General features: G+C 50.4%; 19 protein-coding genes. 9 read left to right on the forward strand and 10 right to left on the reverse strand.

Going from position 1 to position 18,632, the window contains the following annotated elements:
* Positions 1-128 precede the first annotated feature (128 nt).
* The 4 genes from pcnB to panC are packed head-to-tail and all read left to right on the forward strand — an operon-like array spanning position 129 to position 3,603.
* Positions 129-1,445 carry a polynucleotide adenylyltransferase PcnB gene (gene pcnB, locus PSI9734_RS10160; RefSeq protein WP_173921057.1) on the forward strand — a complete coding sequence of 439 codons (1,317 nt, stop codon included), beginning with the start codon at positions 129-131 and terminating at the stop codon, positions 1,443-1,445.
* Positions 1,442-1,921, forward strand: coding sequence for a 2-amino-4-hydroxy-6-hydroxymethyldihydropteridine diphosphokinase (folK, locus tag PSI9734_RS10165; RefSeq protein ID WP_173921031.1), 480 nt, complete (start codon positions 1,442-1,444; stop codon positions 1,919-1,921). Before pcnB ends, folK begins: the two co-directional genes overlap by 4 nt.
* A gap of 43 nt (positions 1,922-1,964) precedes the next feature.
* Entirely contained in the window at positions 1,965-2,762 is a 798-nt protein-coding gene (panB, locus tag PSI9734_RS10170; protein WP_173921032.1) for a 3-methyl-2-oxobutanoate hydroxymethyltransferase, read from the forward strand.
* A gap of 7 nt (positions 2,763-2,769) precedes the next feature.
* Positions 2,770-3,603: a pantoate--beta-alanine ligase gene (gene panC / locus PSI9734_RS10175; protein WP_173921033.1), complete on the forward strand. Its 834-nt coding sequence runs from the start codon at positions 2,770-2,772 to the stop codon at positions 3,601-3,603.
* On the opposite strand, the gene panP is transcribed toward panC, so the two are convergent.
* Genes panP through mpl form a run of 6 tightly spaced genes read right to left on the reverse strand, consistent with a single transcriptional unit; the run spans position 3,600 to position 9,721 of the window.
* The gene (gene panP, locus PSI9734_RS10180) at positions 3,600-5,252 is read right to left on the reverse strand and encodes a pyridoxal-dependent aspartate 1-decarboxylase PanP (RefSeq protein WP_173921034.1); all 1,653 of its coding nucleotides are present in this window, start codon (positions 5,250-5,252) and stop codon (positions 3,600-3,602) included. The two genes, panC and panP, sit on opposite strands and share 4 nt — an antisense overlap.
* A 32-nt stretch (positions 5,253-5,284) precedes the next feature.
* On the reverse strand, positions 5,285-5,983 hold the full coding sequence (gene trmB / locus PSI9734_RS10185) for a tRNA (guanine(46)-N(7))-methyltransferase TrmB (RefSeq protein ID WP_173921058.1): 699 nt from the start codon (positions 5,981-5,983) through the stop codon (positions 5,285-5,287).
* Between the two features lie 5 nt (positions 5,984-5,988).
* Positions 5,989-6,765 (reverse strand): ABC transporter permease, encoded by a 777-nt coding sequence (locus PSI9734_RS10190; protein WP_173921035.1) that lies wholly within the window; start codon positions 6,763-6,765, stop codon positions 5,989-5,991.
* Between the two features lies 1 nt (position 6,766).
* Positions 6,767-7,711, reverse strand: coding sequence for an ABC transporter ATP-binding protein (locus PSI9734_RS10195; RefSeq protein ID WP_173921036.1), 945 nt, complete (start codon positions 7,709-7,711; stop codon positions 6,767-6,769).
* Between the two features lie 6 nt (positions 7,712-7,717).
* Positions 7,718-8,341 (reverse strand): flavin prenyltransferase UbiX, encoded by a 624-nt coding sequence (locus PSI9734_RS10200; protein WP_173921037.1) that lies wholly within the window; start codon positions 8,339-8,341, stop codon positions 7,718-7,720.
* A 9-nt stretch (positions 8,342-8,350) separates the two neighbouring features.
* Positions 8,351-9,721 (reverse strand): UDP-N-acetylmuramate:L-alanyl-gamma-D-glutamyl-meso-diaminopimelate ligase, encoded by a 1,371-nt coding sequence (gene mpl / locus PSI9734_RS10205; protein ID WP_173921059.1) that lies wholly within the window; start codon positions 9,719-9,721, stop codon positions 8,351-8,353.
* A 155-nt stretch (positions 9,722-9,876) separates the two neighbouring features.
* On the opposite strand from mpl, the gene PSI9734_RS10210 reads away from it, so the two are divergent.
* The 5 genes from PSI9734_RS10210 to PSI9734_RS10230 are packed head-to-tail and all read left to right on the forward strand — an operon-like array spanning position 9,877 to position 13,887.
* Positions 9,877-10,869 (forward strand): class 1 fructose-bisphosphatase, encoded by a 993-nt coding sequence (locus tag PSI9734_RS10210; RefSeq protein ID WP_173921038.1) that lies wholly within the window; start codon positions 9,877-9,879, stop codon positions 10,867-10,869.
* A 43-nt stretch (positions 10,870-10,912) separates the two neighbouring features.
* Positions 10,913-11,443 carry an inorganic diphosphatase gene (ppa, locus tag PSI9734_RS10215; protein ID WP_173921039.1) on the forward strand — a complete coding sequence of 177 codons (531 nt, stop codon included), beginning with the start codon at positions 10,913-10,915 and terminating at the stop codon, positions 11,441-11,443.
* Between the two features lie 5 nt (positions 11,444-11,448).
* Entirely contained in the window at positions 11,449-12,150 is a 702-nt protein-coding gene (locus PSI9734_RS10220; RefSeq protein WP_173921040.1) for an ABC transporter ATP-binding protein, read from the forward strand.
* The gene (locus PSI9734_RS10225) at positions 12,143-13,399 is read left to right on the forward strand and encodes an ABC transporter permease (protein ID WP_173921041.1); all 1,257 of its coding nucleotides are present in this window, start codon (positions 12,143-12,145) and stop codon (positions 13,397-13,399) included. The genes PSI9734_RS10220 and PSI9734_RS10225 overlap by 8 nt, the downstream gene beginning before the upstream one ends.
* Positions 13,396-13,887, forward strand: coding sequence for a DUF3299 domain-containing protein (locus tag PSI9734_RS10230; RefSeq protein ID WP_173921042.1), 492 nt, complete (start codon positions 13,396-13,398; stop codon positions 13,885-13,887). Before PSI9734_RS10225 ends, PSI9734_RS10230 begins: the two co-directional genes overlap by 4 nt.
* Before the next feature lie 2 nt (positions 13,888-13,889).
* Here the strand turns inward: PSI9734_RS10230 and PSI9734_RS10235 are convergent, their stop codons facing one another.
* The 4 genes from PSI9734_RS10235 to PSI9734_RS10250 form a co-directional block, all read right to left on the reverse strand.
* Positions 13,890-14,648, reverse strand: coding sequence for a TIGR04219 family outer membrane beta-barrel protein (locus PSI9734_RS10235; RefSeq protein WP_173921043.1), 759 nt, complete (start codon positions 14,646-14,648; stop codon positions 13,890-13,892).
* Between the two features lie 12 nt (positions 14,649-14,660).
* Positions 14,661-15,125, reverse strand: coding sequence for a copper chaperone PCu(A)C (locus PSI9734_RS10240; RefSeq protein WP_173921044.1), 465 nt, complete (start codon positions 15,123-15,125; stop codon positions 14,661-14,663).
* Positions 15,126-15,162: 37 nt separating this feature from the next.
* Entirely contained in the window at positions 15,163-15,474 is a 312-nt protein-coding gene (locus tag PSI9734_RS10245) for a hypothetical protein (RefSeq protein WP_173921045.1), read from the reverse strand.
* Positions 15,475-15,644: 170 nt separating this feature from the next.
* Positions 15,645-18,062, reverse strand: a complete 2,418-nt coding sequence (locus PSI9734_RS10250; RefSeq protein ID WP_425500058.1) for a TonB-dependent receptor plug domain-containing protein — start codon at positions 18,060-18,062, stop codon at positions 15,645-15,647.
* Between the last annotated feature and the right edge of the window lie 570 nt (positions 18,063-18,632).

The raw sequence follows: 18,632 nt of genomic DNA on the forward strand, positions 1-18,632 counted from the left end.
CACAGTAAAGGTTTGATTAGGGAGACAAAACGATTATCAAACGCATAAAAGCCCTCGCCAAAAAGGCGTTGCGGCACACCGAACCAAGTTCGGACTTACCTAAAAATATACTCGCAGAGCCTTTAGTGATAACCCGCGATCAGCATCCTATTTCGCGCAAAGACATCGCTGAACCTGCCTTGAAGGTGCTGTATCGACTGCATAACGCCGGTTACGAGGCCTACCTTGTTGGCGGTTGTGTCCGTGATCTATTGCTCGGTATTCAACCGAAAGATTTCGATGTTGCGACAAATGCCAAACCTGAACAAGTGCAAAAGCTGTTTCGCAACTGCCGCCTCGTCGGCCGCCGCTTTCGTTTGGCGCACATTATGTTTGGCCGCGAAATTATTGAAGTAGCGACCTTCCGCGGCCATCACACTGAAAGTAAAGAAAGCGAGCCGGCGCAAAAACACTCGAAGCAAGACCAAGAAGGTATGTTACTGCGTGACAATGTTTACGGTAGTATCGATGAAGATGCGCAGCGCCGTGACTTCACTGTGAATGCCTTGTATTACAATATCGCTGACTTTGCGATTTATGACTTTGCCAACGGTGTTGCAGATATTGAACAAGGCGTGTTGCGTATGATCGGTGATACCGAAACGCGCTATCGTGAAGACCCCGTGCGCATGTTACGAGCGATTCGCTTCGCCACCAAGCTGTCGATGCGGCTTGACTCAACTGTGGCTGAGCCGATTCACGAACATGCACAGCTGTTACAAAATATTCCACCGGCACGACTCTTTGAAGAAAGCCTCAAGCTATTTACGGCTGGGAAAGCGCTAGCAAACTTTGAAATGCTGTCGGACTACAATTTATTTCAGCAGCTCTTCCCGCAGCTTAAAAACTATCTTAAAGCGCCGAGCGAAGCGCCCTACCAATTTTTACGTCAGACCTTCACAGATACCGATACGCGTTTAGCCAAAGGCCTGAGCATCACTCCGGCGTATCTGTTTGCGGCGCTACTTTGGTGGCCGCTGCAAGCGCGCATGGAAGAGCTGATGTTTGAAAGTGGCTTGCCACCGGTGGACGCGATGAATATTGCTGCCGCTGATGTTATTGGGCGCCAAATGCAGAGCATCGCAGTGCCGAAGCGTTTCACCATACCCGCACGGGAAATTTGGCAGTTCCAACAACGCTTTGAGCGCGCCAAGGGGAAACGAGTTAAAACATTGCTGGGCCACCCGCGGTTTCGTGCCGCGTATGATTTCCTATTGCTGCGCAGCGCTACCGCAACACCGCTTGAACAAAAGAAATTGAGCGAACTGGCACAGTTTTGGACCAAGCAACAAGAACACGCTCCGGTTGCTACCGCGCGCGAAGACGAACGACCAGCGGCTAAACGCCGCGGGCGACGTGGTGGACGCCGGCGTAAAAAGCCTGACGCTGCAAATAAGCCCTCATGACTCACGTTTATATTGCTCTGGGTGCCAACCTTGGCGCTCCAGAGGAAACCTTAAAACGTTTACTTGACCATCTACAAAAAACGCCAGAGCTAGATGCCATTCGCTGCTCAAGCTTCTATCGCAGCAAGCCTATGGGCCCGCAAGACCAACCCGACTATGTCAATGCAGTGCTAACGGCCACAACAGACCTTGGACCGCTGGCACTGCTCGACTTTCTACAGCACTTGGAAACGCTGTTTGGTCGCGTTCGAGGCCGCCGCTGGGGAGCCCGCACCTTAGACCTTGATATTTTGCTGTATGGTTCGTTGACACTCAATCATGAGCGCCTGCTGATTCCTCACCCAGGCCTTGCCGAGCGCGACTTTGTCGTGCTTCCTCTCGCCGAGCTTGAGCCAACGTTAGAACTGCCTGATGGTCGTTCGATAGGTTCTTTAATCGAGCAAATCAACAGCCATGACCTGGTAAAAATTTACTGATACAATCGAAATCTCTTTTTCTGCTAGGCATAAAGGATTTTTCATGGCTGCGACCACCATTGCAAAATTAGCGAAGATGAAAGCCGAGGGCGAAAAAATTGCTTCGTTAACCGCATACGATGCTTCATTCGCAAGGCTCTTTGCCGAGCAAGGTATCGATTTCATGTTGGTCGGAGACTCTCTTGGGAATACCATTTTGGGGGCCTCAAGTACCCTGCCAGTGACCACCGAAAATATTGCCTATCATACTCAAGCTGTGCGCAACGGGGCTCCGCAAGCCTTCGTTATTGCCGACATGCCCTTTATGAGTTACGCCACCCCAACCCAGGCCTGTGAAGAAGCTGCTAAGCTCATGCGCGCCGGGGCAAATATGGTCAAGCTCGAAGGCGGTGATTGGTTGCTCGACACCATTCGTATGTTGGTCGAACGCAGTGTGCCGGTGTGTGCTCACCTAGGTCTGTTGCCGCAATCAGTGAATGTACTGGGCGGTTACAAAGTACAAGGAAAAGAAGCGAGCGCGGCCGACAACACGGTGCGCCAGGCCATGGCCTTGCAAGAAGCCGGCGCGCAGTTATTGGTACTAGAGTGTGTACCTACCTCACTTGCCCAACGAATTAGCGAGAAATTGACGATTCCTACCATTGGTATTGGTGCAGGCCCCGAATGCGACGGTCAAATTCTGGTGATGCACGATATGTTCGGACTCAACAGCGACTACCTTCCGAAGTTTGTAAAAAACTTTCTCGCGGAAGCGGGAGACTTAAGCACGGCGGTACAACAGTACGTGCAGCAAGTCAAAGAAGGGAGTTTCCCAGGTCCTGAACATAGCTTTAAAGGGTAAGTCACAGATGCAAGTACTGAAAAGCCTAGAAGAGCTGCGCGCATGGCGTCAATTGCAACAAGGTTCGCTCGCGTTAGTGCCGACCATGGGTAATTTACACGAGGGACATCTAAAGCTCACCGATCTCGCCCAGCAGCACGCCGATCAGGTCGTTACTAGTATCTTCGTTAATCCGCTGCAGTTTGGTGCCAACGAAGATCTAGACAGCTACCCACGAACACTAGAGGCTGACTGCCAAGCCCTTGCTGAGCGTGGCGTCGATGCCGTGTTTGCTCCGCAAGTGAAAGATGTATACCCACGCGGGCTGGAAGCACAAACCTTCATCGACGTTCCGAGCACCTCTGAGATCTTGTGTGGCGCCAGTCGCCCTGGGCACTTTCGGGGGGTTGCGACTGTTGTTGCTAAGCTCTTTAATATGGTGCAGCCGGACCTCGCGGTCTTTGGTAAAAAAGACTACCAACAATTGCAGGTTATACGCTTGATGGCGCAAGATCTCAGCTTTCCTATCGAGATACTTGGAATGCCAACGGAGCGGGCCGAGGATGGTTTAGCTTTGAGCTCACGTAATAACTATTTATCGAGCTCAGAACGACAGACTGCTCCGCGGCTCTATCAAGTGTTACAGCAAACTGCGGTGGCTATCTCGAACAATGGTACCGCCATTGAGCAAGCTTTAGCCGAGGCGCGCATCGCTCTGCAAGACAGTGGTTTTCGGCTAGATTACCTCGAGCTACGGCGCCAGGCCGATCTACAGCCCGCCAGCCAGGCGGATAGCGCGAAAGTACTGCTGGTTGCAGCCTACCTTGGCCGCACACGCTTGATTGACAACCTGACGTTTTAGCCCCGATGCAATAAGCCCAGTTCGCGCATCTCGGTATGCAATGCGCCGCGAAGTCCGAGGGCTTGTTCGGCAATTTCACGTTGTTCCTGTAAAACCTCGGCGAGCATGTTTTCTGTTGTCAGAGGATTGGCCAATACCACTCGAAAAACCACCGTTGGTTCGTAGAAGTAATGCGCCGGAGTAAGTTTGGTTCGCGATACAAAAGAGCGCCCTGTTTCCCGCTGACGTTTTTGAATAAAACGTGTCATGGCATTCAAATGGGGCGTTAAGCGACGTATTTGTTCAGCATTGGCCTGCGGCAAAATCGCTTTCACTTGCTTGGGTACAAAGCGGTACGTCAAAATACACAACTGCGGATCGGTAACCACTTCAAAGTCATCTTGTTGACGAATCAAAGCGGCAAATTGTTTCGCTTTTTCAATGCTCTTGTCGATTAACAGCTCGTAACCACGACGCCCCATGACATGCATGGCGGAGTACACCAGCATAGCCATGCCAGGACGAGAGCCTTCCATGGTGTGCGCACCTAAGTCTTTTGAGCCATGTCGAATGACATACTCTGCATGGTGCTCAATGGCACGCACCATACCCGGCTCTTTAAACAGTACCATGCCCGCCCCCATCGGAACGTACATCTGTTTATGCGCATCGATGGTCACACTGTCGGCTTGTTCAATGCCGGCGAGTAGTTGACGATGCTGATTCGACATCAGCGTTGCGCCACCCCAAGCGGCGTCCACATGAAAATGAGCTTCTATTTCGGCAGCGTACTCTGCGAGCTCGGCCAGTGGATCAATGTGCCCCGTTTCAGTGGTGCCAGCAACACCCACGATTGCCAGTACCTTACCGCCATCCGCGGCCACCTCAGCACAAGCTTCTTTAAGTTTATCAACACGAATTCGGTTGTGATCGTCGGTCGCCACACCAATCAAATTATTACGCCCGATGCCCAGTATATCGGCGGCCTTTGCCAGTGAATAATGCCCGCGTTCAGAAACCATCACCGTCAGCCGTTTGTAGCCATAATGCTGAAGCCCAGCAGCAACCCCTTCGGCAGCAATTCCAGCAAACCCCGGTGCTGCTTTCAGCAATAGGTTGCGTGCCACCCAAAGTGCGGTAATATTCGCCACCGTACCGCCCGAACACATCGCCCCTAGTGAGTGCTGCGCACTATGCATCCAGCGTTGATAAAAGCTACTTTCGCGGCGATACACCAGGTTATGCAACATGCCCAATAAGTTACGCTCAAGGGGCGTAAACGCTTTCGAGGTTTCGATTTTCACTAGGTTCTGGTTTAAGCCGACCATTAACTTAGCCAGCGGCAACAGAAAATAAGGTAACGCGGAGGTCATATGACCAATAAAGCGAGGCGAAGAGGTATGTACCGAATGAGCAACCAAGTTGTCGAGTAGAAACTCGGTATGATCAGAGACATAACGCGGCTGCTCTGGCACCTCGCTGGCGGCAAAGTTGGTTTCAATTTCATGCAGAGGTTTTTCTCGCGCTACTATATGCTCACCGAGAAACCCCATCAGGTTTTCTGACAAATCCTTTTCGATTCGACCTAAGGTTGAATCGGGAGCTTCCGGCAGCGTAAATATCTTAAGCAGCGCTTCTTCGCTCACTTCAGCAAAAACTTGATCACTCAAAAGCAGTTACCTTTTTGGTTACGAGCAGGCGCTTATTCTGCCTCGATTGCAGAAAAATAGCGACCATCCTCTGGTAGCCTAGCAGTTAATTCCCACAGTTGCTGACCACTGCGCTGGTACTTGCGCTCAAATGGTGTAATCGGCTCATGTTTGGCTAACAAGGGCTGCAAACTGGCGGTGCAATTCACTAACGCCAAGCTACTTGCCACCTCAGTTAAGTAGGTGACCCAATTAGAGCGCATGACTAAGTCACCGCCGAGGGCTAGCACATAAGGCCACACTGGACTGCCATGCCAGCGGCGGCTTAAATGGGAGGCTTTGGGCCATGGGTTAGGGTACAAGATATAATGCTTATGCAGTTGCCAATTCGCCTCTACTGCCAGTCGCCAGAAATCTTGTAAATCAGCACGGACCATAAGGTACCGCTGCCCTTGTTCCGCAGTTTGGTAATTGGCATGCCGTTGCAGTCGATGGGCCGATTTATCAACGCCAATAACGAGCGCATCAGGATGCTGCTCGGCTAACCAGGCAGTGCTTTCACCAACGCCACAGCAGGAGTCCAAGACCACCGGGCCTTGCCACTCGCTTACGGCCTGTGCCGCCTGCTCAAAAGCCTCGCGATTATGCTCTTGAATGGGCTTTTGAAAAGGCGAACGCAAGTGACGCATCACTACCTGCGTTAAGTCTTCGTGATTGCCATGCTGATTGGTCGTGACCGGCCGCGACTCCATAGCACTCACGAACGAATACCTACACCACGCTGTAACAGCGTGTAAGCGGTAATAAAGAACACTAAGTTAAAGGCAATAATTACCGTCAGAGCCGAACTTATCGCAACATCGGAAACCCCAAGGAATCCGTACCGGAAGGCATTCACCATATACAACACTGGGTTCGCGCGGGCGACTGTTTCCCAAATACCCGGTAGCAGGCTGACGCTAAAGAACACGCCACCTAAGTAGGTCAATGGGGTAAGAATAAACGTCGGCACAATGGATATATCGTCAAATGTTTTGGCATAAATCGCGTTAATCAAACCAGCTAAAGAAAATAGCGTCGAGGTTAAGACAACGGTAAGCACCAAAATTCCAGCATGATTAATACTGACGTTTTCCACAAAAGTAAACGACACTAACGTCACAATGACGGCGACAATCAACGCACGCACTAGCCCACCACCGACGTACCCAGCAATAATCACCGGCGTCGACACAGGTGCCACCAACATTTCTTCAATGTTATGTTGAAACTTAGCGCTAAAGAACGATGATGCGACGTTTGAATACGAGTTGGTAATCACTGACATCATAATCAAGCCAGGCACAATGAACTCCATGTACGGGCGACCACTCATGTCACCGATACGTTCGCCCACGATGCTGCCAAAAATGACAAAGTATAAAGTCATAGTGATAGCGGGCGGCACCAAGGTTTGTATCCAAATACGCAAAAAACGGGTGCACTCTTTAATCCAAATCGTTTTTAATGCAGTGAAATTATATGAACTTGTCATGTTAAGCCCCCGCTGCCGCTTTCGCTGAACGGCCACGCTCGACCAAATCGACAAATAACTCTTCTAAGCGGTTGGCTTTGTTCCGCATCGACAGCACCTTAATGTTTTGTGCACTAAGTTGATCAAACACTTTGTTTAGCCCTTGGGATTTTTCAACATCTACCTCAATGGTATGGTCATCCATTTGGCGTACTGTGAAGCCGTCAATACTTGGCTCTATCGGCTGCTCATCGTCGCGGCTTAGGTCCAATACGAAGGTTTCTCTGTTTAAGGTGGTCAGCAAGCGTTTAATCGACGTATTCTCGACAATTGTGCCTTGGTCAATAATCGCAATATTACGGCACAGGGTTTCTGCTTCTTCTAAATAATGAGTCGTCAGAATAATGGTAATACCCTGTTTATTAATCTCTTCAAGGTAGTCCCACATACTTCTGCGAAGCTCAATGTCGACACCAGCAGTGGGTTCATCGAGGATCAGCAAGCGCGGCTCGTGGAGGAGCGCGCGGGCGATCATCAAACGCCGCTTCATACCGCCAGACAGCATACGCGCGGGGTTATCGCGTTTATCCCATAGCCCCAGTTGCTTTAGGTAATGCTCTGAACGTTCGCGCGCCACTTGGCGCGGAACACCATAATAGCCGGCTTGATTCACCACGATTTGACGTACAGTTTCAAATTGATTGAAATTAAACTCTTGCGGTACCAGGCCAATCTGACGTTTGAGCTCAACAAGCTGAGTGTCGAGATCATAACCAAAGACGCTGACACGCCCCTCGGTTTTATTCACCAGCGATGAAATAATACCGATGGTCGTTGATTTACCTGCACCATTAGGCCCCAACAACGCAAAGAAGTCCCCTTCTTCAACATCAAGGTCGATGCCTTTGAGGGCTTCAAAGCCGCCTTTGTATGTCTTTCTCAAATTATCGATAGATAAAGCTTTCATGTCGAATTACGACTCCTCTCCGTAGCCCCACCGGGGCTGCAAAGTTTGTTCTAAACCGAGGTGATCAAGTATCCGCGCGACCACAAAGTCGACGAGATCATCAATGCTCTTAGGCTGATGATAAAAGCCTGGTGCCGCCGGCATCATGGTAACGCCCAGCCGCGCCAGCTTTAACATGTTTTCTAGATGAATGGCCGATAATGGCATTTCTCGTGGTACCAAAACGAGCTGCCCGCGCTCTTTCAGTACCACATCGGCGGCACGCTCAATCAGCGTATCACTGGCACCGTTTGCTATCGCTGACAAAGTTCCCGTTGAACAGGGGCAAACGACCATTTGCTTAGGTGCTGCCGAACCTGATGCAACTGGCGAAAACCATTGGTCTTTGCCATACACTTGCAACTGCGAGGTCGTCACCTTGAAATGCGAGCGTAAGGTGTCACCAAGCGCTTTAGGCGCTGCTGGCAACTGCCATTCGAGCTCCGTTGCAAAAACCACACGCGCCGCACTTGAAAGCAGTAAGTGAACCTGTTGCTGCTGTTGCAATAGACATTGTAACAAACGCATGGCGTAAGGTGCACCTGAAGCGCCGGTAATCGCTAGGGTTATAGCTGAGTTGGAAACCTTCATACACCCTCTTTAATCGTTCGTTGCGGCAATTTCATTCAGTAACCGCTGATGTAAACCGCCAAACCCACCATTGCTCATAATTAGTACTTGGTCACCAGCTTGCAATGTACGCATTAGTTGCTCTACAAGTTCATCGACTGAGTGGCTAATGGTCGCGGCGGGTACATACTCAGCGATAGACCATTGTAACCCATCAGGTTCAAGCATAAAGCATGTATCTGCGACCGTAAGTGCTGCATCGAGTTGCTCCGCGTGAATACCTTGCTTCATCGTATTCGAGCGCGGCTCAAGCACTGCAACAATTCGCGCACTACCGACTTTCGCCCGTAGGGCTTTTAAGGTCGTTGCAATGGCGGTCGGGTGATGCGCAAAATCATCATAAACGGCGATGCCATTAGGCGTACCTAATAACTCCAGACGGCGTTTGGTATTTTTAAACTCAGCTAATGCTGTTGCAGAAACGTCGATAGGCACCCCAACATGATGTGCAGCCGCCATCGCCATCACCGCATTCGAGGCATTGTGCTCACCAACTAAATCCCACTGTACAGTTACTTTTTCGCTACCATTTTCACCGCGACGTTCCACACTAAAGCGACTGGCGTCTGCAGTCATCAACTCAAATTGCCAATCGGCCGGTAAAGTTCCGGCGACTGCCAAGGTGCTCCGCTCACTCCAGCAACCACGTTTGAGCACTTCTTCAATGGCGGTATCCGCCGCCGGAGAGATAATTTTGCCATAGCCCGGCACAATACGTACCAAATGATGAAATTGCGTTTGAATCGCCGCTAAATCGGGAAAAATATCGGCGTGATCAAATTCCAAATTATTAAGGATCAGTGTCGACGGCTGATAATGCACGAACTTCGATCGTTTATCGAAAAATGCCGTGTCATATTCATCTGCCTCAATTACGAAAAAGTCGCTGGCGCCTAATTGTGCCGAGCAGCCAAAATTCGCCAACACGCCCCCAACTAGGAATCCTGGTTGATAACCAGCTTGCGCTAAAATCCATGCCAGCATACTTGCGGTGGTGGTTTTGCCATGGGTCCCGGCAACGGCTAATACCCACTTGTCTTGCAGCAACGCGTCATGCAGCCACTGCGCGCCAGAGCGAAAGGGAATGCGCTGGTTGAGTACCGCTTCAACCGCTGGGTTGCCGCGACTTAAAACATTGCCAATAATCACTAGGTCCGGCTGTGGCTCGAGTTGCGCTGGATCGTAGCCTTGATAAACCTCAATACCCAACGCCGCAAGCTGGTCACTCATCGGCGGGTAAACCGCGGCGTCACTGCCGGTTACGTGGTGTCCCATGGCTTTCGCCAAGGCGGCAATTCCGCCCATAAAGGTGCCGCAGACACCAAGAATATGAATGTGCATAATTTTGTCCAGTACGTCGCAGGTCGTGATTTGCATGATAAAAACCGAACTAGTGTAGCATGCAGGCACAAATTCCAAAGATTCTTGCAGGCAATTTACCTGTTTTTGCGGTAAACTTAGCCGCGATTTTGAGCACCACACCACAAGAGGACGCTATGCAACGCCTAATTCCAACTCTACGCCGCGATGGAGTCGATGAAGGACTTATCTCTGTCATAAATACCCTGCAAATTTGCGCCAAGGAGATATCATTCCGCATCCACCAAGGCGAACTAGCTGGTGTGTTGGGGTCGACACTGGATGAAAACATCCAAGGCGAAACCCAAAAAATGCTCGATGTTTTATCGAACCAACTACTTAAAGATATCCTGTTGGAGAGTCCTCATGTTCGCGCGGTCGCGTCTGAGGAAGAAGAAGGCATCGTTGATGGCCACACTGACGGTGGCTACCTGGTAGCTTTTGACCCGCTGGACGGTAGCTCTAACATTGATATCAACAGCCTGGTGGGTACCATCTTCTCGGTACTGCCAACACCGCAAGACAGCCGTTCAGGGCCTGATATGTTTTTGCAGCCGGGCACCGAGCAAGTTGCGGCTGGCTACGTGCTTTACGGCCCATCGACCATGCTGGTGTTCACCACCGGCAATGGCGTACGGGTTTTCACGTTAGATCAAAAAGTTGGGGAGTTCTTGCTCACCGACACCGATATTCAGATACCCCGCGAGACCAGCGAATTTGCCATTAATATGTCTAACTACCGCCATTGGCAGCCGGCGATGCGTCAATACATTGATGACTTATTGCAAGGCAGCAATGGCCCGCGTAACAAAAATTTCAATATGCGCTGGGTGGCAGCCATGGTTGCAGATGTGCATCGTGTGTTGTGCCGCGGCGGCTTATTCTCTTATCCAGCCGACAGTCGCAAACCAAACAAGCCATTTAAATTGCGGTTGATGTATGAAGGCAACCCGATGGCGATGCTGGTTGAACAAGCAGGTGGTATTGCCCATACCGGTGAGCAACGTATTTTGAACGTTCAACCCGAACATATTCATCAGCGTATTGGCGTCATTTTAGGTTCCGCAGAAGAAGTACAAACCTGCTTGCAGTACCTTCAAGGTTCGCAATCGGCGCCAACAGACGTATAATAAGAGCCCAAATTTCATCTTAACTTAGCAAACAGGAACGATCATGAGTTTGAGTGATGTAAGTGCAGGTAAGAACTTGCCAGAAGAAGTTAATGTCATTATCGAAATTCCAGCGAACGCTGACCCAATCAAATATGAAGTCGACAAAGACACAGGAACCTTGTGGGTTGACCGTTTTATGTCAACGCCAATGTTCTACCCGTGCAACTACGGCTTCGTCAATGACACTTTGTCACTCGACGGCGACCCAGTCGACGTATTGGTGCCGACACCTTACCCACTGCAAGCAGGATCTGTCATTAAATGCCGCCCCGTTGGTGTCTTAAAAATGACCGATGAAGCTGGTGAAGACGCAAAAGTTGTTGCCGTACCAGTGAGCAAGCTGAGTAAAGAATATGACCACATCAAGGATGTTGGCGATTTACCAGAGCTTCTCAAAGCACAGATCACACACTTCTTTGAGCGCTACAAAGAACTCGAAAGTGGTAAGTGGGTTAAAGTTGAAGGCTGGGGCGACGTTAAAGAAGCAAAAGACGAGATCTTAACGTCTTTCGAACGTGCCCAATCTAAGTAAGTAGAATGAGCACCTGTGTTGAGCTAAAACACCTCACGTTTAGCTGGCCGGGTGCTCAGTCGCCGTTACTGAGCATCCCTCATTTGAAGCTTACACGTGGTGAGCGAGTGCTGCTGCGTGGTGCAAGTGGTAGCGGTAAGTCGACCTTGCTAAGCCTTATCGCGGGTATTCATACCTCACAAGCAGGACAAGTTCAGGTGCTCAGCCATGATCTTGCGACCCTCAACCAACACCAACGCGATCGCCTGCGAGCGAACGAGATCGGTTATATTTTTCAACAGTTTAATTTACTGCCCTATTTATCCGCACTAACCAATGTCACCCTTGCCTGTCAATTCGCACCGGCGCGACGTCAGCGGCTTGCAGGGCAGTCGCTCGTGGCAGCAGCAACAACCTTGCTCGACCGACTTGGTTTAAGTCGCAGCCAACAGCAACAACCAGCTCATCAACTTAGCGTGGGACAACAGCAACGCGTCGCGGCAGCACGCGCTTTACTTGGCAGCCCCGCTCTTATTATTGCTGATGAGCCAACCTCGGCACTTGATCAGGCGCACCGTGATGATTTTATTCAGCTGTTGTTCGAAGCGTGCGAAGAGCAGCAAACAACGCTGCTTTTTGTCACCCACGACGCGACGCTGGCACCTCATTTCCCGCGCACTTTAGAGCTTCAAGAGCTCAACCAAGTGGAGCCTAACAACAATGTTTAAGCTCGCCTTAGCCAGTTTGTGGAGTCGTCGCGGCAGTGTTTGGCTCACGGTTCTTGCAATTGCGGTAAGCACGCTATTACTGCTGGGTGTGGAACGTATTCGGGTGCAAACTCAAGAGAATTTTGCCACCACGATTTCCGGCACCGATTTGATTGTCGGAGCCCGTACTGGCTCCACCGAACTGCTCTTAAGTAGTGTCTTTCATATTGGCAACTTATCGAACACCCTTAGTTGGGACAGCTATCAATACCTGCAACAATTGCCAAGTGTGACATGGCATATTCCTATGGCGATGGGGGATAGTGTTCAAGGCTTACCCGTTATCGCCACCAGCGATGCTTTATTCGAGCATTTTAAATATGGCGCAAAGCAGTCGCTGGAGTTTGCCAATGGCGCGAACTTCTCAAGCCGTGCGACACCTACCGTCGCAGTACTAGGCGCCGATGCCGCTGCTGAACTGCAGCTTAAAGTTGATGACCCGCTGACGATTGCCCATGGTACCGGCGACATCAGCTTTAGCCAGCATGACAGCCACCCGTTTACCGTAAGCGGGGTGCTTGCGCGCACGGGTACACCTATCGATCGCGGCGTATTTATTCCTCTTGCCGGTCAAGGCCTAGTGCACGGGGACTATTTACCAAGCGATAGCAATCATGATGACCACGACCACGCTTCGGAGCACGCTGAACCGCCGGTTTACACCTTAAGCGCGGTGTTGCTTGGGCTGGAAAATCGGGCGTTTGCACTGCGTTTACAGCGTGTGATTAACACCTACGACGACGAAGCCCTTTCAGCGATTATGCCCGGGCTAGCGCTGCAGAATTTCTGGCGTACGCTCAACCTTTTTGAGCGTGCCCTGATGACCATTTCGGTACTTGTGGTGATTACCGGGTTGTTAGGTATGCTGACCACCTTACTTGCAAGTTTACGCGAACGGCGGCGGGAAATGGCGGTCTTACGATCTATTGGTGCCGGCCCGCTGACGATTCTAGGTTTACTCGTCTGCGAAGCTGCAGCAGTTACCTTGGCGGGAGTCACCTTAGGTACTGCGACCTTGTATGCGGTGTTACTCTTTGGTGCGGATGTACTACAAGATACCTTAGGCATTCACGTCACAGCGAGTCTTTTAACGCTGCGTGAGGTCTACCTACTAGCGGCCATTGTTGGCGCCGCTATCTTATTAAGTTTTTACCCTGCGTGGCGAGCCTATCGCAACGCTTTGGCAGACGGACTAACGGTGAAAGTATGATTAAAAATTGGTTGCTAGGCCTCACAGCTCTAACCTTGCTGTCGATAAGCGCCGCCAGCGCTGCAGATTACCGTGAGGTAGAATGGAAAAGCTTGATTCCGGAAGGTTACAAGCCACCCGTTGTGCGCAGTCAGGCGTATTACGACATGAACCCAGAAGCGATGGGACAACCAGAGTTGAATGCCCCCGTGGTAGAGGCGTTAGACGGGCAAAAGATCCGTATTCCTGGCTTTGTTGTTCAACTGCAGGCCGAAGACAGCAAAGTGACTGAGTTCTTACTCGTGCCTTATGAGGGGGCCTGTATTCATGTGCCGCCTCCGCCGCCTAATCAGGTACTTTTGGTGCGCTACCCCGAGGGCTATCCGATGCGTCAGGCATTCAACCCAGTATGGGTCGAGGGTACCGTGACTGTTGAGCGTGCCGACGGCGAACTGGCAGTGGTAGGTTACCAGCTCGACGCAGCAACTGTGACGCCCTACGGCGGCTAAACTTAGAAGTGGATCTCTAAACCTAAATAAGGTCCTCGATACTCAAGATCACTATAAACATCGTCAAGATCATCGAGTTCGATATTAAAAACGCGATAACCTAGTTGCAGATTTACATCGACAGCTAGGTTTTCTACCATTCGGTATTCAAGCCCTGCTTCGTAATCTTCAACCTTTGAGTCGTCCACACTGACCGCATTCGCAATACCGTAGACAGTAAACGGCGTGGCCGGAATACCGACGCGTAACTGACTGTACAAAGTAGGAATCCAGCCATCGGTGGCTTGTGTGGTGAAGAAGTCTTGGTTACGCACCTCAATATTGCCTTCAACACGTTTAGCCGTGGCACCAACATCAAACGTTAGCAGATCATTGTCGAATAACTCATAGTAAAACGTATAGTCGGTATGGCTAAAATCGCTTTGGTACATAAGCGGTTGGGTAGTGCTAAAAGTGCTACCAAAGAATTCATAGTCTTGGCTAAGCGTATGCTCACCAGAGCCTTTCAGCTCGTTATGACGCACTTTTAGGTTTGGGAACAAAGGTACTGGGTGTTCGAGCGCGAGATAATAACTACCTTGAGACTCATCACCAAAGCTGAATTCTGGATTATTGCGCTCACTACCGAAGCTACCGCTTGTATCGGTGCGCCAAATTTGACCACCGGCATAAACACCAAACACGGTGTCCGCAGCGACAGGAGCAGAAAGCACACAGCATGCGAGTGCGGCTGTGAGCGTTAGAGTATTGCGATTAACCATAGAACGACATCCTTACGATTCTTGATTGAAGGGCTCGACAAGTTGACGTACTTCCGCCTCAACTTGCACCGCGTCAGCATCCTCGAACAGCACCTCAAAATCAACCGTGTCACCGACTTTAAACGGATTTTTTACACCAAAAAACATGACGTGGTAACCGCCTGGCTCAAAAGTCACGGTTTCATCAGCGGCAATCACTAACTTTGGCACCCTCGTCATCCGCATCATGCCATCCTCAGTCATAATGTGGCGATGCACCTCGGCCGCCCGCGCCGCGTCGGTTCGAATGCCGATAACGGTTACCGCCAGCTCACCAGTGTTATGCACAGTCATATAGCCAGCACCATTTTCGGTGCCAGGTATGGTCGGCTTGACCCATGCTTCGGTCACTTCGACCTGCGCCGCAGATGCAGGTGCAGGTGCAGATAAGCTAACCAATAGCGGCAATAGCGTAAGTGCGGTTATTACTCTCTTCATAACAGGGCCCTACTTTGGCTTGAAGTTTGCCTATAGTCTACACAGCTTTGGGGCGTTTTCGAACCAATAAGTAAATGATTCCAAACAACAGCAGGTAGGGCCACAACCAACTGAATAACACTGCTACCAGTGCGACTGCTGCGACGATCATAGCCGCGGCAATACTACCACCGACCATAACGACCAATGCAAAGGCGCCAATCACAACCGCTAGCATTACTAAACCGGTAATGCCGATACTCACAATCAGTCCAATAATTGCGCCAAGCACACCTAAAATTGCATCGCCAAACAGGGCAAAAGCAAGAATGGCTGCAATCACCCAAAGCCAGGTTGATTTGTTACGCATGTTGTTCTCCATTAATAATTAGTACTTAAAAACGTTGTAGCACTAGTTAATACAAGATTCATGCCAAGGACGTAGACTGCTGTTTTAGTGAGATTTTTTGTTTTTCTGTCGGCTCAGGTATAAAAAAACCGCTACAAAGTAGCGGTTTTTACTAATTGCTTCCTAAGTGGCTAGAAGCGATAGGTCAACTCTGCATAGTAGTATCCACCGTTGAAACCAAACGGGGCATTGGTCAGCGGATACATAAAAATACCGTTAAACTGACTGCCCTCTGGCTGCTTATCTGGGTACTCATCAAACAAGTTTTGTACGCCGGCACTGACAGATAGCTGGGGGCTAAAACGATACTTTGCCGACAAATCTGTAATCCATTTAGCACCATACTCGGTTCTCACACCTTGGCTATTTTCCAACACATAGTCACCAAAATAGTTGAAGGCCAAGCGAGTTTCCAACGCACTTAAGGTGTGAGTAAAGGCTATACTGCCACTATTTTGCGGCACAGAGCGTGTCATTCGGGTACGTTCGACGCCATCAAACAAGCTGTCTTCAAGCCCATCCAGCAACGCTGGTAAATTGACATCGTCTATCTCAGTTTTGTTATACCCGTAAGCCATTTGCGTACGCAGCTCTCCTAGCTCGGCCAGCTGGAAGGTTTTGGCTGCCACAACGTCGATACCACGCGAGGTGGTATCCACTGCGTTCACAAAGAATCGCGCATTATCGGCGCCACTTGCGGCCAACGCGTCAGCCACGGCGGCTGAGTCTTGCGGGCTAACATCTCCCGAGAGAATAATGCGGTCCTCTATTTCAATTTGAAACGCGTCAATGGTTAAGGTGAAGCCTTCGTAGCCATTATAAACGATACCGCCACTAAAGCTCCGTGATTGTTCTGGCTCAAGTCCGTTAATACCAAGCTCACGTGCGACAGTGCTTATATTGTTAAAGGTGCCACTTTGTTCAGGTTGTAAACCATTGCCCCGATCAATGAACAACGTCGAGATATTCGAGAAATACAACTGCTGTACACTTGGCGCACGGAACCCGGTATTCGCCGTGGCGCGAAGTGCCCACTCATCGGTCAGGTCATAGCGCCCCGAGAGCTTCCAACTGGTGTGGCTGCCAAAGTCAGAGTAGTCTTCATAGCGCACCGCAGCGCCCCATTGAAAGTTAGCGGTCAGCATATTTTCAACTTCAACGTACACGCCCGTATTGTCGCGTGATTCATCCACTTCCGAGGCGGGCTTAAAGCCCGTAAAGCCCTGACTACCTGCAGGTCGGTCGGCATAACCACCATCGCGGTAAGAAGCTTGTTCACCAGCGCGGATCTGATAACTATTTTCACGATAGCTAACCCCGAAAGCGACTGACAAATCAGAATTGTTAACGAACGGAACAAACCGCGAAACATCGACCGTCGCATTCAATTCATCAGTGATGAGCGTGCCGGCATCAAACTGCGTTTGAGAACTTGGCCCTATGGATGCATTAATGGAGTTTTCCACACGATAGTGAAATTCACTCTCGCCATAGCCGGTGCTCGCATCAACCCGCCACTGACCGATATCAAATTTATAGCCGACATACGCTGAGGTATCACGTGTGTCAGGCGTCAGTAATGGCAAAAAGCCGTCTGGATACACTTCGAGGATATTGCGCGAGTCGAGTGCACGGCGATAAAAGGCCCCGGACTGCGACGTCCGATCACTTACCCCGCCAAAGGCATACAGTTCACCTTCACCTAGACCGACGCTAGCGTTTGCAAACAACGCTTTATTCTCGAATTCTGCAGCACCAACATGATGATTGAAGCGATCAAAGGTCGCTTCACGAGGATCCGGTTCGCCATCGACCAGCGGGTATTGTTGACGCGGATCAGGCCCTGCGCGATTGGTCTTATTCTTATGGTGATACTCAGCAGAAAGCGTTAGGTGCCCGTCGTCGCCGAGTTCCAGCCCTACATTACCGTGAACCTTATACTGTTCGCCATCGCCTTCATAGGTTTGCCCACTGTTAACCGTGACACTGCCGCCTTCAGACTGATCCTTAAGGACGATATTGATCACGCCTGCGATAGCATCTGATCCATACAGCGCCGCGGCACCGTCACGCAGTACTTCAATTCGTTTAATTGACGAGATCGGAATAGCGTTAAGATCAACGTTCGAACTTCCACGACCGGTAGTTCCACTTAAATGTACCAAGGCACTCATATGACGGCGCTTGCCGTTAACTAGAACCAAGGTATGATCCGGTGAAAGCCCACGTAGCGATGCAGGTCGAACTGCATCCGAGCCGTCAGTGACCGACGATGAAGGAAAATTGAAACTCGGCACAGCATATTGCAATGCTCGCGCAGTCTCGGTGATACCACTCGCAGTGAGGTCTTCACCGGTAATAATATCAACCGGAGCAGTACCATCGGTCGCAGTACGCATCGATAACCGGGAGCCAATCACCTGGATCCGCTCTTGCGCTTCCACCGTTGAAGTTGACTGCTCTTGTGCAACAACAGTCGTACTAAAGCCAGCGACACTGGTCGCCACGCCAGCACTCATCATTGCCACTAATGATTTTTTAAGGTGCATAAGGATATCTCCTACAAAATAATGCTTAATGTGGCGTAAGGATATCAGGGGTAAGGGATTTCGTTCAGTCGCGTTAGTTCTAAGGTATAGCTAAAAGCGAAGAGCGTACGCTGCGCTGTTCGTACGTTCGGCTGCGCCTCTCTGTTCGTTGGTCGTACGCGCTTCGCGCTGCTCGCAAAGGCGAAAAGCGCTGTTTGATATTAGCTGTTAGATGTTCGTTAGGGCCAAACACGAAAGCGATGTTCGATGTTTGATGTTTGATGTTCGTGAAGGCAAAGACTGAAAGCGATGTTTGTTTTATCTTTTTCAAACAGCGAACAGCAAACAGCAAACATCGCCTTTCGCTCTTGCTCTTTTTGTCTTTTTCAAACGACGAGCAGTGAGGCGCGAGCCGAACGTACGACCAACGAATAGTGAGGCGCAGCCGAACGCACGACCAACGCTCTTTTGTTTCCACAAAAAAAAAGCCCCCAGCGTTAGCTGAGGGCCTCTTCTAAATTAAAGCCTGGCGGTGTCCTACTCTCACATGGGGAAGCCCCACACTACCATCGGCGCTGAAGCGTTTCACTA

This window comes from Pseudidiomarina piscicola (assembly GCF_902806985.1).
In the GTDB taxonomy this organism is placed as follows: domain Bacteria; phylum Pseudomonadota; class Gammaproteobacteria; order Enterobacterales; family Alteromonadaceae; genus Pseudidiomarina; species Pseudidiomarina piscicola.